Origin of the sequence: Paenibacillus sp. A3 (assembly GCF_001399685.1) — a bacterium.
Classification (GTDB): Bacteria; Bacillota; Bacilli; order Paenibacillales; family NBRC-103111; genus Paenibacillus_G.
This window is the reverse complement of sequence record NZ_JTHN01000189.1, coordinates 1-14,475: the sequence shown is the minus strand read 5'-3', so window position 1 is coordinate 14,475 and position 14,475 is coordinate 1. Positions and strand designations below refer to the sequence as shown.

Annotated in this window: 13 protein-coding genes; 3 read left to right on the top strand and 10 right to left on the bottom strand. The window is 50.8% G+C overall.

Annotated features, from left to right (window positions below):
• Positions 1 to 57: 57 nt before the first annotated feature.
• The 6 genes from QJ48_RS26190 to QJ48_RS26165 form a co-directional block, all read right to left on the bottom strand.
• Complete coding sequence (locus tag QJ48_RS26190; RefSeq protein ID WP_054976345.1) at positions 58 to 1,257, bottom strand: Ger(x)C family spore germination protein; 1,200 nt, start codon at positions 1,255 to 1,257, stop codon at positions 58 to 60.
• Complete coding sequence (locus tag QJ48_RS26185) at positions 1,244 to 2,338, bottom strand: GerAB/ArcD/ProY family transporter (protein WP_054976344.1); 1,095 nt, start codon at positions 2,336 to 2,338, stop codon at positions 1,244 to 1,246. Before QJ48_RS26185 ends, QJ48_RS26190 begins: the two co-directional genes overlap by 14 nt.
• A 28-nt stretch (positions 2,339 to 2,366) precedes the next feature.
• On the bottom strand, positions 2,367 to 3,845 hold the full coding sequence (locus QJ48_RS26180; protein ID WP_054976343.1) for a spore germination protein: 1,479 nt from the start codon (positions 3,843 to 3,845) through the stop codon (positions 2,367 to 2,369).
• 171 nt (positions 3,846 to 4,016) lie between these two features.
• The gene (locus tag QJ48_RS26175) at positions 4,017 to 4,946 is read right to left on the bottom strand and encodes a response regulator (protein ID WP_054976342.1); all 930 of its coding nucleotides are present in this window, start codon (positions 4,944 to 4,946) and stop codon (positions 4,017 to 4,019) included.
• A gap of 56 nt (positions 4,947 to 5,002) precedes the next feature.
• Positions 5,003 to 5,974 (bottom strand): glutaminase, encoded by a 972-nt coding sequence (locus tag QJ48_RS26170; protein ID WP_054976341.1) that lies wholly within the window; start codon positions 5,972 to 5,974, stop codon positions 5,003 to 5,005.
• A gap of 153 nt (positions 5,975 to 6,127) precedes the next feature.
• Positions 6,128 to 7,420 (bottom strand): ATP-binding protein, encoded by a 1,293-nt coding sequence (locus tag QJ48_RS26165; protein WP_054976340.1) that lies wholly within the window; start codon positions 7,418 to 7,420, stop codon positions 6,128 to 6,130.
• A gap of 193 nt (positions 7,421 to 7,613) precedes the next feature.
• Here QJ48_RS26165 and QJ48_RS26160 point away from each other — a divergent pair, with 193 nt between their 5' ends.
• The 3 genes from QJ48_RS26160 to QJ48_RS39400 all read left to right on the top strand — a co-directional run bounded on the left by QJ48_RS26160 (position 7,614) and on the right by QJ48_RS39400 (position 12,032).
• Positions 7,614 to 9,206, top strand: a complete 1,593-nt coding sequence (locus QJ48_RS26160; protein ID WP_054976339.1) for a sensor domain-containing diguanylate cyclase — start codon at positions 7,614 to 7,616, stop codon at positions 9,204 to 9,206.
• A 711-nt stretch (positions 9,207 to 9,917) separates the two neighbouring features.
• The gene (locus tag QJ48_RS36270) at positions 9,918 to 11,654 is read left to right on the top strand and encodes a fibronectin type III domain-containing protein (protein ID WP_337589640.1); all 1,737 of its coding nucleotides are present in this window, start codon (positions 9,918 to 9,920) and stop codon (positions 11,652 to 11,654) included.
• Between the two features lie 249 nt (positions 11,655 to 11,903).
• Positions 11,904 to 12,032, top strand: coding sequence for an SDR family oxidoreductase (locus QJ48_RS39400; protein WP_202813846.1), 129 nt, complete (start codon positions 11,904 to 11,906; stop codon positions 12,030 to 12,032).
• 103 nt (positions 12,033 to 12,135) lie between these two features.
• Here the strand turns inward: QJ48_RS39400 and QJ48_RS26140 are convergent, their stop codons facing one another.
• The 4 genes from QJ48_RS26140 to QJ48_RS26125 form a co-directional block, all read right to left on the bottom strand.
• Complete coding sequence (locus QJ48_RS26140) at positions 12,136 to 12,573, bottom strand: NucA/NucB deoxyribonuclease domain-containing protein (RefSeq protein WP_054976336.1); 438 nt, start codon at positions 12,571 to 12,573, stop codon at positions 12,136 to 12,138.
• Between the two features lie 226 nt (positions 12,574 to 12,799).
• Complete coding sequence (trxA, locus tag QJ48_RS26135) at positions 12,800 to 13,120, bottom strand: thioredoxin (RefSeq protein WP_054976335.1); 321 nt, start codon at positions 13,118 to 13,120, stop codon at positions 12,800 to 12,802.
• 112 nt (positions 13,121 to 13,232) lie between these two features.
• A complete protein-coding gene (locus QJ48_RS26130; protein WP_054976334.1) occupies positions 13,233 to 14,141 on the bottom strand; it encodes an NAD(P)/FAD-dependent oxidoreductase in 909 nt (302 codons plus the stop codon).
• 111 nt (positions 14,142 to 14,252) lie between these two features.
• A partial coding sequence (locus QJ48_RS26125) for an Rrf2 family transcriptional regulator (RefSeq protein WP_193394503.1) occupies positions 14,253 to 14,475 on the bottom strand: 223 nt, incomplete at its 5' end.

Sequence of the window (14,475 nt, the reverse complement as noted above, 5' to 3'; positions counted from 1 at the left end):
TAAATATCAATCACATTTGGTCACGAAAGTGCAAGGGCAGCAAAAATGCCGTTCTCTTCATCCCCCCTTGCTTCCTCTGGTTCCAAATTCGACGATTCGGGCATTCACTTTAACCTCGATCGAAGCTTCGCTAAACGTAGAATCCCAGTTCTCTTTCACTTTGTTCCATACCCGAGGATATTCGACTTGCAGGCGTTTTCCGAACCCGGCGGCATCCAGCATCAGTTTCTTTTGCATTTTGACCAGCACTTTTTTAAGCGAAGACTTAATCGACGCTTCTGCCGCCCGCTCCGCCCTGGCGATAAATTCTTCCTTAAAAGCATTGTCCGAATCGACCCAATCTTCCCGCAGCCTTCCTTCCGTCTTAATCTCCACCTGAAAGGAGATACGACCGTCCTTGTGCTTGGGCTTGATGGTTCTTGCGAATTTGCGGACCTCATAGACGATCTTTTCCCCGCTGATCGGGTCCGTTCCTTCGATAATTCCCGTTCTCTTCCTCTCCCCCTTCAGCCAATTCAAGCCAACCGTCTCTTCCTCATCCAGCCAACCGGCCATTCTGGCATCCTTTCCCCGGATCACGGCGGCCCCGGACAACGTCGTTTCCTCTCGCGCTGCAGTTACCCATTGAATGACGAAATTTTCTTTTTTCGTTAAGTTTTCGGACAGTTCTCCAAGCTTCATGATCGGAGGGATACGCAGCGTCTTGCGGAAGCCTTCTACAAGTCCTCTTAAATTCAAAGCCGGATTCGCCACGATGCCTTTCTTTTCTAACACGGTTCTTGTTTTCCCCTCGCATACCAATACACGAATCGACCGTCTCGCCTCCGGGTTGCGCAGCAAGAAGTTGATGATATCTCTCAGATCAAAGCTGCGCGCCACCTCTTCGCTGATGAGAATAACTCTCAGATGCTCATAACTGGGAGTGCGAGACAAGCGCGTTGACAAACCGTTAATGTTATCAAATACGACCCTTCCCTCGCTAAAGACGTTTATATAATCCTTTTGTGGTGAACCCCCCTCTTTTGCGGAAAATTGCTTTGGCACGGCAAAATGATGCGTCATGGCGATTCGCTCAGCCTTGCCTTGTTTTCCTTCGGACATCCCATTCTCTTGATTCGTTCCTTCATGGGCAGGCATGTCAAAGCCGATGCCAAGCACAATCCCTACGTCCTCTATCTCTACCCGATCCCAGCAGCCCGTCATGGATACAAGAAATAAACTTGCCGAAAGCAAACACAGCCTTCTAGCCGTTCTCATGGACTTTCCTCCTCAGCTTGACGAAGATCCAGAAGTAGATGGGCATGATCACAATAATGAACATGGCAAAATTATTAAGAAATTTGCCAACGCTAAATACGTTGTTTAATGTTTTCGGCACCATGGCAACGATATAAACCACTGGGAACAGGAGGTAAATATAGGTTCGGTAATTTCTTCGGAACAGATGCCCTAATCCGAGGCTTGCCACATAATAGTACGGAACAAAAGTCGCATACATCGACATGACCCAAAGCACGGAGAACAATGACTCGAACCGCTCGAAAAATCCTCCCGGCAACTCGATATCCTTGGCTACGGACATGGTCGGCCAGGTCAGCGTCTTGACTTCTTCGGCCGTTAGCGTGCCGAACGAGATAAATACGGTCAGCGTATAGAAAAGAATAACTACACCGATGCCGCTCAGCATGGATTTCACAGCGTCCCGGGGCTCTTTCATGAACGCGCTTAAGACCAGCATAATCTCGAAGCCGCTGTAAGAGAACGTTGAAGACGGTATCCCTTTCCATACGGGCGTGAATCCTTCTGCCAGTACCGGCCGTATATTGTCCAGTTCGAACTCCTTAAAGCTGAAGGCGATCAGAGTGACGAGGATGATTAAGATCGCGGGTAAAAATAGCTCGATCAAGCGCGCAATCGGGTAGATTCCTCCTATGGCGAGATACACCCCAACCAGCATAAAGACAATCACGATGAACGAAATCGGGGTTTTATCCAGCAAATACATGCGGATCACTTCGCCCATGACACGCGCCAAATACCCGGCAGATATCGCAAAATAAGCGCTCAGTAGTACAATATGAACCGCGCCTATCACCTTGCCAAACAACGTTTGGCTGAATTCGAAAAACGTTTGTTTGGGAAAACGCTGATTTAATTTGATGATGACATACCCGGCCAGCAAAGCGAGGAACCCGCCAATCAGAACGGAAATCCATCCGTCCGGGGTCCCTACCTTCTTCGCCATAACCTGCGGCAAAAACAGAATCCCTGTCCCGATCATGCTTTTGGATACGATAAAAGAAGCTTGCACGGATGTAATTTCATCTTTACGGCTCATGATCTGTGACAACTCACCCTTATCTTTTCTATTGGCGCGTGCGGTCTTGCGGTCTAAGCAGTTTCGGACGCCGCTTCATCATTTGGAGGGGTACTCTTACAATCAGGTCTTTCCAATCGTTTGCCCGCATGGGCGTGAAGGGAGCCATATAATCGACCCCAAAGCTCTTGAGCTTCACCAGATGGGCCATGATCAAGATAAAAAGCAGGATCACGCCGTAAAGCCCGAGTATGGCCGCCGCCATCATCATCGCAAACCGGAGCATACGAATGGCAATTGCCGAAGAATACTGCGGAAAGGCAAAGGAAGAAATGGCCGTCAGCGCAACGACGATCACCATGATGGGACTCACGATGGCCGCTTGCACAGCGGCTTGCCCGATGACCAATCCGCCGACAATGCCGACCGCTTGTCCGATCGGTTTCGGCAGCCGCAGCCCCGCTTCCCGAAGAAGTTCGAGCGTCACTTCCATAATGAGCGCTTCGATGATCGATGGAAAAGGAACCCCTTCCCGTCCTGCTGCGATGGAGATGACCAGTTTTGTCGGAATCAATCCGTGGTTGTAAGAAATCAAAGCAATATAAAGTGCAGGAAGAAACAGAGCGATGAATGCCGCCCCATATCGCAGGATACGAATCAAGGAAGCAGGCATCCACCGTTCGAAATAGTCTTCGGAAGAAGTCATCAGCATGGAAAAAGTAACCGGAATAATCAAAGCAAAAGGAGTCCCGTCTACCAACAAGGCGATACGGCCCTGCATCAAAGCGCCCGCTACCCGGTCGGGCCGCTCCGTGTTTTGCATCTGCGGAAACGGAGAGTAAGTATGATCCTCGATGAGCTGCTCAATATAGCCGGAGTCGGATATCTCATCAATATCGATCCGCTCGATTCGGCTCTTCGCTTCTTCCACGAGCTCCTGGTTCGTTAATCCCTTGATATAGATCAGGTAGACGTCCGTTTGAGACCGGCGTCCAAGCTTATAAGGGATCATGGTGAAGCCCGGGTCTTTAATTCGGCGCCGAAGGATGGCCGTATTGGTATGAAGCTTCTCGACAAAGCCTTCTCTCGGTCCTCGAACAACCGCTTCCGATAACGGTTCTTCAATGGAACGACCCTCTCCGCCGACGGTGCTTAGAACGATAACATCGGCAAAGCCTTCCAAAAATAGCGCGGTATTCCCATCAAGGACTTTACGAACGCACTCCTTCAAGCAGCGCACCTCATGAACCTCCGCCGTCGAAACGACGGAATCGGAAATGCTGCTTTTGAGCTGCTCTTTATTCGTGACGGAATCGCTGTACAGACTTCGTTCCTGCATTAAAGGCTTGATCACTTGCTCGTTCAGAACGGTTTTATCGACCAGACCTTCGATATACACAACAGCCGCTTGCCAGGGGGAATGTCCGACCCGAAACTCTCGGAAAATCACGTCAGGGCTGTGCCCAATCGCATCCTTCATCATCCGAAGGTTTCCGGATAGGTTATCTGTGAACGGAACATCCGGCATGTCATCCACCTTCTCCAGCCATAGGTTGGTTTCTAGATTCTTCCCTCTGTATTATCCCCAAAGAATTACATTTTATGATGCCTTTGTATTCGTTCATGTAAGAAAAAAACCTGCACCGGCAAGCTGCTTACGCCAGGAACAGGAGTTTCGGTATCGGGTATGCTTTGGGAGTCAGTTCAATGTCGCCATCATTTGCTTCGCTTCCAAATACAGGACTTGCACGAATTTTTTCGTATTGATTTTATGGTTTACGCTGGATTTTCGATCCTCTTCCAATTCGTTCATTCTTCTACGGACTTCCATAAAATCGAAAAATTTCGCAGCGTAATTTTCAAACTTGGGATGGGTATAATCCGTTATACCTAACGATGCGAGATGATTTAGCGCATGAGATATAGCTCTCCGTACACGCTGCTCAGCCGCCTTGAATTCTTTTTGAATGAGCTCGGAGTCAACGCGTTCCCCGAGTTTTTTCGATGAAATTTGCCAAAATATATCTTTTAAAGCCGGAAATTCATCCTTTAACGCTCGTTCCGATTCATCTTGGAATAAGTACTCCAACATCTCCAGCAAGTCCTGGGTTCCGCTTTCTCCCGCCATCCCCAGCTCCGACAACAAATAATTTCCGCAAGTTAGGATGGACGCATCTCCTGATCGCCGGGTCTTATTTTCGCTTATATCATACGGAGAAAGAAAATCGATCGATTGCTTGATGGTTTGAATCGACGTTTCAAGAAGCATGCTTTCCATCACTTTCTTAACGATCGCTATGAGCTCAATCCGGTTTAAAGGCTTAAGGATGTAATATTCGATGCCCAGGGAGTAAGTACGGCTGACGATGTCTTTCGAACCAACCTCGGAAAGCATAATGATCTTTCCCAAGAATACGGGCAATAGTGCACGAACCGTCTCGATTCCGTCCCGGTTCGGCATAAGGACGTCAACGAAAAGAATATCCACCTGCTTCATGATGATCGATTGCGCATCGATCTTCGATCCATCTTCCGCTTCCCCCACGACTTGGCCGAGACCCTCATCTTCAATCAATTGCGCCAGCATGAGACGCACCGCAGGGTCATCGTCTACAATAAAAAACCTCATGACTTTGCCTCTCCAATAGCCGTGTCGCTCACGAATGCACAGCCTCCTATTGTCGGTTAACAGACGCTTAAATCCCACGCTTGGGCGATATGCTTTAAGAGCATATGCCCCGCCGTACTGTTGCCATACTTATCGATGGCGGGGCCATATATACCGATCCCGCATCCGTCCGGAAAAGGGAGCTCTCTGGATTTCGCGCGAGGCGGAACAGCAGCCATAATGCCTCCAGATACGCCGCTTTTGGCCGGTACTCCGACAAAAGCAGCGAATTTTCCCGAAGCGTTATACATACCGCACGTAAGCATCAAAGCTTTCGTGATGCGAGCGATATCTTTGGATACCACTTGCTTCTTCCGTACCGGGTCGTAGCCGTCGCACCCAAGGATCATCCCGATGGCGGCCAAATCTTCCACCGTGACTTCAAGCGAGCATTGCTTCAAATAAACCTCCAGCGCGACTTCCACGTCGGATTGCAGACAATTCATTTCCTTCAGACAATACGCCAGCGCTCGATTGCGATGGGCCGTCTGCCACTCGGACTGAAACACCTCTCGGCTATAGGTCGGGCTTTTTCCCGTTAAAACTTCCAATAAAGCCGTTATAACCTCAAGCTTGGATTCCGCAGTCGCTCCCGGCTGCATGGAAGCTATGGTGATGGCTCCCGCATTAATCATGGGATTAAAGGGCCTGCCCGGCTTGTGAAGCTCCAATCGAACGATTGAATTGAAAGCGTCTCCAGTAGGCTCCACATCTACATATTCCAGCACGGTGTCGATGCCGCAGCTCAAACAAGCGGCCATAAATCCGATCACTTTGGAAATACTTTGGATCGTAAAGGGCAACTCGGTCTCTCCGGCTTTTACGATCGTTCCGTCTGCTCCAATCATGCAAATGCCCAATTGAGACGGATCGGCCTCTCGTAAAGCCGGAATGTAATCGGCACAGCTCCCAAGGGCGGAGTAAGACCGATACCGGTCCACCCATTCGCCCAAGTCTATCGTTCTATCGCCTACGCTCGTCATATCCATTGATAACCAACCCCGTCCCCTTCCGGTCACGAACTATTCGTCAGCCTCGATAACGCTTTCACTCCCTCGACCGGAAATGGCACGCATCCAATAGTTTCCATAAACCAAACACACTTTGAACATAACATCTCGACTACGAAAACATATAAAAATCTACACGGCGGTTGAAGCACTTCTTATTTTAAAGGTTGGGATACGCACGATAAATGTCGTGCCGATGCCTTCTTCGGAAGAGCCGATGGCAATCTCCCCATCGAGCGAATGGACGATATCGCGCACATGCGACAGTCCGATCCCGGCTGCGGCTACCCCGCTTTCGTTATATTTTGTCGTAAAGCCCGGTTGAAAAATAATACCGAGATGCGATTCCCGAATGCCGCATCCCGTATCGGAAACTACGAAGACCGTCTCCGCCGTATCTTCATACACGCGTATACCGATGGCCCCATGCTCTTGAATGGCTTCCACCGCGTTCGAGACGAGGTTATTTACAATGGTTAGCAAGGGAATAAAATCGGCGGTCCGGTAATCCGCATCCACATCGGTCGTGAACTTGATTTTCTTTTGGAACATGCGGCTGTACTTTTGATTCGCTTTTACGACAAAGCCGAGCATTTCCGCCAAGCTCATATCGACAACGATCTCACTGTCGTATAATTTCGTCAGGCCGGCCAAGATGCGCTGCGAATCCTTCTTAACTTCGTGAATCTGCTGGGCGATACTTAAGGCTTTTTGGCCGTAACGCTCCAGGTTCTCTTCTTTTAATTTGGAATAAAGAATGTAGCTCTGCTCGGTAATCGCTTCGATCGTGCCCATTGATTTTTTCAAATAAAACGTTTCCCCGTACAGCCCCGTACCCACATGCAGCATCTGCTCCATTCGTTTTTCCTTCTCGGCATGAACGACGCGCATTTGGCCGATCATAATGCTGCTGTACAGCCCGATGACAAAATAACTGCGCACCACGGTAAGGATCAATAAGAGAAGCCAGTCGCCCCAATCCATCACATTCACGCCGAGCAGCAGCCATCGCAAGAAGAGCTCGGCCCCATTCGAGATCAGATCGATTCCTGTGACAAGCCCGCCTAACTTAAGGGGGTTGTATTCGTGAATTTTTGTTCGAAGCCTGCCCATGCAGAGGGCAAACACGATATAATAGACACCGGCCGCCACATTATTCTGCAGGCTTGCCGTGAAAGAAAGCGGGGTCGAGTGGGTTAGCCATTCGGTCCCCTGAAAGCATACGTTGAATATACCCGTGATGATCCCGATCTTGAGGTAAGGCAAGTGGCGCATAAACAGCAAGAAGAACAAAAACGTACTGGCGCCAAGCCCCATACGAAAATAATCTCCATGAAACGGATATACTTTAATTTCAGCGCCAATAGCCGTCGTTAGGGCGATGACCAGAATTTGCATCGTTTCATTTTTTAGAAACCTCCTCACAGGTGTTCCCCCTATGGCGATACTTTTTTAAAATGAGTATAAACGAAAGGAGATTCTTCCGCCAACCTTCCAAATCCAGGTCTCCGCGAAGCTTGGAAGCTTTTTATAATAAAATCGGTCAACGAAAAGGATTATCGCGGATCATGTCGAAAATGAAGTGGTAACTTAACTGGAAAATAAGGAGGGGGATACCATGTCCGGGCCATTCGGGATTCGCTGTGCCGAAAAGAATAAAATCAGTCTTGCCACCCTGCTAACCGGACTGGTCTCCCTTTCCGTCGCGCTTACTTTAACGATTCTGCTTCTTGCCTCTTATCATTCCAATAAGCAATCGTTATTCGAAACGACCTTTGCGTTGAACTATTCGGCCGCGACCAAAATGAGCCATTCCATCGATTCCTTGTTCCAATCGATGCGGGCCGGCCTGGCTTATACCGGTGCCCGTCTTTCGGCCGGCGATCTATCGGATACGCAAGAAATGCGGAGGCAGCTTGAAGCGCTGCGCCTGGGCAGCCATTATTTCAACTCCATCGCCGTCGTGGACGAAACGGGTCTGGTCCGCGGTGTGGACCCGCCTTCCGTCGGCACGACAGGACTGTATATCACGACGGAAGCGACCAAAGAAGCATTGGCGGTAAAAAAATCCTATATATCCAAGCCCTACTATTCGGCCACCGGACGGCTGATCGTTTTTATGAGCGAGCCGCTTTTTGACAAAGACGGAACCTATCGCGGTTTTATCGGGGGCAGTCTTTATTTGCAGGAAAACAATATATTGAATATGATGTTCGGGATGCATAATCATCTCAATAGCGACGGCTCGTACTTTTACGTCGTCAGCTCCAACGGTCATTTATTGTTTCATCCCGACAAATCCCGGATCGGCGACGATATCAATGCCAATCTAGTCGTTCAGAAGACGCTTCGGGGCGAAAGCGGATACGAACAGGTGACCAATTCCCAAGGAATCACCTTTCTTGCGGGCTATTCCCCCGTTCTGGAAAACGGCTGGGGAGTCGTCGTCCAGTCCCCCATCAATGTCGTTTACGACGAATTGAACCGCAATATTCGCACGATCCTGCTGTACACTCTGGCACCGTTTGTCATATTGATGATCGCCGCCATCTGGCTTGCCCGGCGTTTGGCCCGTCCGTTCGTCTCTCTTGCCGATCTGGCCGGAAGATTGGGCAGAGGCGAAAGAATCGTTCTTCCGGAGGCCAAGCATCACTGGAACCGGGAAGCCGACTTGTTGACACAGACGATTACGCTTGCGTTAAGCGATTTGCAGAAGCAGACCGAGCAGTTGGCTCATGCCGCCATGACCGATTCTTTAACAGGGTTAACGAACCGCAGGACGTTTGAATCCATCATGACGCAATGGACGGAAGAGCAGTACTCCTTCGCCCTGATTGTCATGGATATCGACCGGTTCAAGTCCATCAACGATACCTACGGTCATCAGGCGGGCGACGAAATATTGAAGCACCTGGCCCGCGTCGTCACTGCGTCCGTAGGCCCCCATGACATATGCTGCCGCTACGGCGGAGAGGAATTTGTCGTGCTTCTGCCGCTCGCCACCGCGCCGGAGGCTTTGACCACGGCGGAGCGAATTCGCACCGCTTTTGAAACGAGGGAAAATCCTCTCGGAATCCCGATAACGGTCTCGTCAGGTATCGCCCACTATCCATCCCACGCCAAATCGGCTGACATGCTGTTTCAACGAGCCGACCACGCTTTGTACCGGGCCAAGGAATCGGGGAAAAACAGAACCCTCGTGGCCGACTAGAAAACGGAGCGCTTCCACATTCTTCGCATCGTGGAGGCGCTCCGTTCGTTGTGCCGGTTTATACGCGAAGCATCCAGTTTTGCAGGATGATTTTGAAGCTGGTGCCGGCGACCATTCCCTCTGCTGCCGACTGACCGATTTTCTGGTTTTTCTCCACAAACGCTCTCATCTCTTGTTCGTAGGCTGCAAAAGCCCGTGGTGCATACTCCCCTTGTGCGAGTTTCAGCTCACCGGCCAGCACATAAGCGGCGATGGGCCATAGGCCGCGTAGGGCCAATAGAGGTTACGAAGGGGTGGGGTATCTCTATTTCAGTCAAAAACCTATTTTCTCAGCAGCCAGAGCCCTTGTCATACTCAAATGACAGGAGCTTTTTTCTTATAAAACGAAAAAGCTTTGGAATAATTTCTCCCCTTTCGATAAAAAGTTCTCCCTTCTTTCGGATGCGGAACATCCCATATAATAGTAAGTAATCCTTATAGCGGAAAGGAGGATAGTTAAGGGACCGAACGACTGGAAGGAGGCATGCTGAAGATTGTCTTTTTGTGATGAAGATTTTTTGTAAGCGCTTTATAAATAGTTCGAAATCAAATACCAATCCAATAAGGAGGCTCAACTGATGAACTTCCATGGTTCCCCCTCGTACGTACGCTTACGTACCCATTTACTGATAGGACTCATTGCCTCGCTCATCGTCTCGCTATTCTCCGTGATTGCTGCTCCCCTCCCCTCCCGCCGGAGGCTATAAAATCGTCGGCTATTGGCACAACTTCGACAACGGCTCGGGCTTTATCCGGCTGCGCGACGTATCTCCGGATTTTGACGTGATTAACGTTTCGTTCGCGGAGCCGACCGGCAGCAGTGGCGGTGTGATCGGCTTCACCCCCTATAACTACACCGAAGCCGACTTCAAAGCCGACGTTGCGTATCTGCAGAGCAAAGGCAAAAAGGTCGTCATCTCCATCGGCGGCGCGAACGGTCAAGTGCAGTTGGCGACTACGGCTGCCCGCGACGCGTTCGTCAGCTCGGTGACGGGCATCATCGAGAAATACGGATTCGACGGACTCGATGTCGACTTCGAAGGACACTCGCTCTACTTGAACGCCGGCGATTCCGACTTCCGCCATCCCACAACGCCCGTCATCGTCAACCTGATCGATGCGCTCAAGTCGCTGAACAGCCATTTCGGTACGGACAAATTCATTCTGACCATGGCCCCGGAGACGTTCTTCGTCCAGCTCGGGTATTCGTTCTATGGCGGAAGCTGCATCAGCTGCGATTCGCGAGCCGGCGCCTACCTGCCCGTTATCTATGCGACGCGCGACATTCTGGACTGGCTCCAAGTGCAAAATTACAACTCCGGCCCGATCATCGGCCTCGACGACCAGTATCATACGATGGGCAGCGCCGATTTTCACGTCGCCATGGCCGACATGCTGTTGACCGGGTTCCCCGTGAACAAGAACGCCAACCTGTTCTTCCCGCCGCTGCGTCAGGAGCAGGTGCTGCTTGGCTTGCCGGCGAACGGGAATGCGGGCGGCGGCTTTACACCGGTTGCCGAAGTGCATAAGGCGCTCGACGCGCTTGTGAAGGGCCAACAGCTTAGCACCTACAAAACGCGGGGCAGCGCAACCGGCTATCCGAACTTTGGCGGTCTGATGACGTGGTCGATCAACTGGGATAAGTTCAATCAATTCGAGTTTTCCACGAAGCACCGCGCTTATTTGAACGCCTTGAACCCGCCGGCACCGGATACCCATCCTCCGACGGCTCCGGCGAATTTGGTATCGACCGGCAAAACTGCGACCAGCGTCTCCCTGTCCTGGAGCGCCTCGACCGACAATGTCGGCGTGACGGGCTACACGGTATCCTACGGCTCCTCGCAGGCGAGCGTGACGGGCACGAGCACAACCATACAGGGTCTGAAGCCGAACACCAGCTATACATTCTCGGTGACGGCCAAGGATGCCGCCGGCAACGTCTCGGCCGCCAGCAATCCGGTGACGATCAAGACGGACGAATCGTCCGGCGACAACCAAGCTCCGACCGCGCCGACCCAACTGAGCGTGGTCTCCAAATCGGCTACGAGCGTAACGTTGAGCTGGGCAGCATCCTCCGATAATGTCGGCGTGACCGGCTACACGGTCGCCTACGGCACTTCGCAAGTGAACGTGACAGGAACGAGTGCAGCGATAGAGGGACTGAAGCCGAATACCAGCTATACGTTCTCGGTAACGGCCAGAGATGCCGCGGGCAATGTCTCGCCTGCCGCAGTACTTACGGTGACGACGGACGCACTGTCAGGCGCGCAGCCGTGGGCTCCCGGAACCGCCTATAAAATCGGTGATGAGGTTACGTACGCAGGCAAAACCTATGTATGCCGGCAAAACCACACTTCGCTGCAAGGCTGGGAACCGCCGAACGTTGCGGCACTGTGGCAGCTGAAGTAATCCGAGCGCGCAGCGGCCGACGAAGCCGATGATGACGCGCGCGCGAAATGCCGCTTGCCGCCGGATGGCGGCAAGCGCTTAAGCGCAAGGTTTGACGAGTCCGTGATTTACCACTTCCGTATCACAAGTATAAACGAAGCCAAGACTGCGCTCATTAATTATCCAAAAGCTTATCCAAAGCCTATGCTCGAGAGGGTATTTTAGTTAGCGCGGTATCTCCTGCTCTGATTAAAACAGCAGCGGCCTCATATCGAGCTAGGGCGGCCAGGACGTCCGGAGGAGGTAGCCGCCGCGGTCGTGTTTCTAGCCTCCGAGCAAGCCTCCTTTATCAATGGCGGGAATCTGCGCGTTGACGGCGGCTCTGTCGCCAGCATCTAACCGATCGTGTGAATGGAGCCGTAGAAGTCTTTTCTACGGCTCTTCGTATGGCTTCTACCCTACCGGTTTGATCACAGAACCTGCCGCTGAATCGTTCTTGCGCTTATTTCACGATAAATTTAACTCTGGTTCCGTCCGAGTACTTGGAGAGCTTATTTCCTACCCAGCTTCCCGCCCCTCGGTTGTCGGACGGATTAATGTACCGAATATCGGCCCCTCTTCCCCCTTCCAAGCACATCGCCATCGGCCATTCGTCCCGATCGTAACCTTTCTTCGGCGGATAGCCCCTCAGAGATTCTTCGCGCCGCTCACGGGTACCATCGCGCTCGATAGTACATACATCGGACTTGCCCGCTGCAATGGCATCTTTAATATGCGCTCCTGTTTCGGGGTATCGGTCTCTCGGAAAAATGAGAATGTAGTCGTAAGATGATGCCGCGAAGGAAACGTTATTCGAGCCTGCAACCGGAAAAAAACTCGCCAGTAAAACCGAGATGAGGAATACAATCGAAAATAGCGACTTACCCTGCTTCTTAACCATCTGATTACCTCCATATTTCATATTTGGAATAATATACCTTTATCATTGTATTTGATAAATAGGTTAGCTCTCAATAGTTTTGTGTCAAGTTTATTTTATAGCTTTTGTAAAGACGCTATGGCCGAAAAAAACCCAGGTCTTCTTCTTGGCAGAAGTCGACCTGGGTTTCTCTCCGTCTGTATGTGGAAATCAATATTATTACGCGTTTGACATAGGAATGCCGATACTAATTTTTGTGATTGGCTAGGAATTTTTTAAGTTCTTCCACAGGAATGGCGCCAACGATTTTGTCGACCGGTTCACCGTTTTTAAACAGGATCGTCGTTGGTATACTCATGACTCCAAACTGAGCGGCCGTATTGGTTTGTTCATCTACATTGACCTTGAGGATTCTCACTTCGCTGCTATGTTCCCGATCAAACGTTTCGAGTACGGTACCAAAGAAGCGGCAAGGCGCACACCAGGGCGCCCAAAAATTGACTAGTGTCAAGCCGTCGCTTTTTAAATCGTTGGTGAAGGTAGTATCTGTAGTGTGGCAAATGGTCATTTGTAGCTTCCTCCCTTTATTCATATCCTAAATTTGCTCCAAATAAATCGAACCGACGGAGATTCCATCACCTCCTCCACCCAGCTCCGCGGTCCGGCAGCTAACCGTGCGTTTATTTCCCGAAATCTTCCTCTGTCAAATCCAAATTAACGCCCATCGCCGTTCGGCTGCCGTCGGCTGCGGCAAAAACCACTTGGGACGGCATGAAGTACGAAGCGTCTCCTGCGGCATATAAACCGGGTATCGAGGTCCTTCCCCATGCATCCGTCTTGATCCCGCCATTCTCCGTCCTTTCGCAGCCCAGACGTTCTCCGAACGGTACGGCCGACACAAATCTCGGCATCACGAAGCCGCCGGCTCTCGGAAGTTCCGTCCCATCCGCAAAACGAACATGCTCAAGCTGCCCGTTGTGGCCGACGAAAGCCGTGACAGGCTGCTCCAACACCACGATTCCCTTGGATTGAAGACTTGTCTTCTGTTCGTCCGACAGGGACGACTTGCCGTGCGTGCAGACAACCAAATCTTTGCTCCAATTGAGGAGAAGCTTGGCTGTATGAAACACGGTCGGAGATTCGGAAACAACGACAAGCGGTTGATCCCGCAGCTCCCAGCCGTCGCAATAGGGGCAATTAAACAAGCTTTTCCCGTACAGCGGATAGAAACCGTCGATTTCGGGAAATATTTCTTTGACCCCCGTCGCCAGAAGCAGCTTTTGCGCTTGAATCCTATAACCTGATGCATCCAGCACCTCGAAAAATCCGGATTCGATTTTGCGAACCTCGACAGCCTCGGTTTGCAGATGCTCGATGGACGGATAATGGAGAACCTCCTCATAAGCAATGCGGCGAAATTCGGCCGGCGTTACGCCGTCTCTCGTAATAAAGCCGTGAGAAGCATGCGTAACGGCATTTCGCGGCTTGCTGTTATCGATTAAAGCCACGCTTCGTCTTGCCCTGCCGAGTACGAGGGCTGCATTCAATCCGGCGGGGCCGCCGCCAATAATCGCGCAATCGTAAATCATAATGTTCATCTCCTAAAATAAGATATTATAGACTCATTATATCTATAATTAATTTAAAAAAACTTGTTCGTGCTCTGCACCGTGTTTTTCTTTCAACGAGAGGGACTCATCTTAAGCTTGTGTTTGCTTTTGGGCCAAATCCACCAATTTCGCTTCTTTGAGATGCGACTCCATCTTCGCTTCCGCTTCCTTCATTACCGCTTGAATCAGGCATTCGTCGCCGTGGACAAATTCGCATTCGAATAAGGAGGCGTTGCCTTCAATGGCATGGATAATATCCAAAAACGTAATGTCATCTTTTTTGCGCGATAACCGATAGCCGCCGTTAGCTCCG